Origin of the sequence: Arsenicicoccus sp. UBA2120, assembly GCF_002330965.1 — a bacterium.
GTDB classification, from domain to species: Bacteria; Actinomycetota; Actinomycetes; order Actinomycetales; family Dermatophilaceae; genus Arsenicicoccus; species Arsenicicoccus bolidensis.
The window spans coordinates 1-206 of the sequence record NZ_DCYC01000045.1 but is presented as its reverse complement, the minus strand read 5'-3'; the positions used below and the strand labels follow the sequence as shown (position 1 = coordinate 206).

Sequence of the window (206 nt, the reverse complement as noted above, 5' to 3'; positions counted from 1 at the left end):
CCGAGGATGTTGAAGGCGAAGACCATGAGGAACACGGCGAGTCCGGGGAACAGGAAGTAGGCGGGGTCCGGCAGCGCGTAGTTGATGGAGTCGTTGAGCAGCGTGCCGAGCGAGATGGTGGGCGGCGGGACACCGACGCCGAGGAAGCCGAGGGCGGCCTCCTGCGCGATGTTCTGCGGCAGGATCATGGTGGTGTAGACGAGGAT

General features: G+C 65.0%; 1 pseudogene. It reads right to left on the bottom strand.

Features of this window, described 5'->3' with window-relative positions:
- A pseudogene (locus B2P18_RS06560) lies at positions 1–206 on the bottom strand (ABC transporter permease); the annotation flags it as partial.